The organism is Vibrio sp. S/42/10, assembly GCF_029890535.1.
Lineage (GTDB): Bacteria > Pseudomonadota > Gammaproteobacteria > Enterobacterales > Vibrionaceae > Vibrio > Vibrio cyclitrophicus.
The window spans coordinates 1-557 of record NZ_JAKMZC010000049.1 but is presented as its reverse complement, the minus strand read 5'-3'; the positions used below and the strand labels follow the sequence as shown (position 1 = coordinate 557).

Annotated in this window: 4 tRNA genes; all 4 read right to left on the bottom strand. The window is 46.7% G+C overall.

Annotated elements, in window-relative coordinates:
* Nucleotides 1–7: 7 nt before the first annotated feature.
* The 4 genes from L8S15_RS21765 to L8S15_RS21750 all read right to left on the bottom strand — a co-directional run bounded on the left by L8S15_RS21765 (nt 8) and on the right by L8S15_RS21750 (nt 548).
* Nucleotides 8–92: transfer RNA gene (locus L8S15_RS21765), tRNA-Leu, on the bottom strand.
* A gap of 68 nt (nt 93–160) precedes the next feature.
* Nucleotides 161–235: transfer RNA gene (locus L8S15_RS21760), tRNA-Gln, on the bottom strand.
* 29 nt (nt 236–264) lie between these two features.
* Nucleotides 265–349: transfer RNA gene (locus L8S15_RS21755), tRNA-Leu, on the bottom strand.
* 124 nt (nt 350–473) lie between these two features.
* Nucleotides 474–548: transfer RNA gene (locus L8S15_RS21750), tRNA-Gln, on the bottom strand.
* Nucleotides 549–557 lie beyond the last annotated feature (9 nt).

Sequence of the window (557 nt, the reverse complement as noted above, 5' to 3'; positions counted from 1 at the left end):
TAAATAATGGTGCGGTCGGAGAGACTTGAACTCTCACACCTCTCGGCGCCAGAACCTAAATCTGGTGCGTCTACCAATTCCGCCACGACCGCAGCAAAGCTTTTACTCTAGCGAAGAGTATAGTTAAGAAGACTTATGGTTTGTCTAAGTAACGTTGTAATGGCTGGGCTACCTGGATTCGAACCAGGGAATGCTGGCATCAAAAGCCAGTGCCTTACCGCTTGGCGATAGCCCAACAGGATATCAATTAAGATATCTAAATAATGGTGCGGTCGGAGAGACTTGAACTCTCACACCTCTCGGCGCCAGAACCTAAATCTGGTGCGTCTACCAATTCCGCCACGACCGCAGCAAAGCTTTTACTCTAGCGAAGAGTATAGTTATATCGACATTGGTGATTCGATGTAACGTTGTGCTCTTGGTTACTTACTTCAGTAAATGCTTACTGAAGTAAAAACAAAGAGTTTAAATAGTGGCTGGGCTACCTGGATTCGAACCAGGGAATGCTGGCATCAAAAGCCAGTGCCTTACCGCTTGGCGATAGCCCAACAGGATAT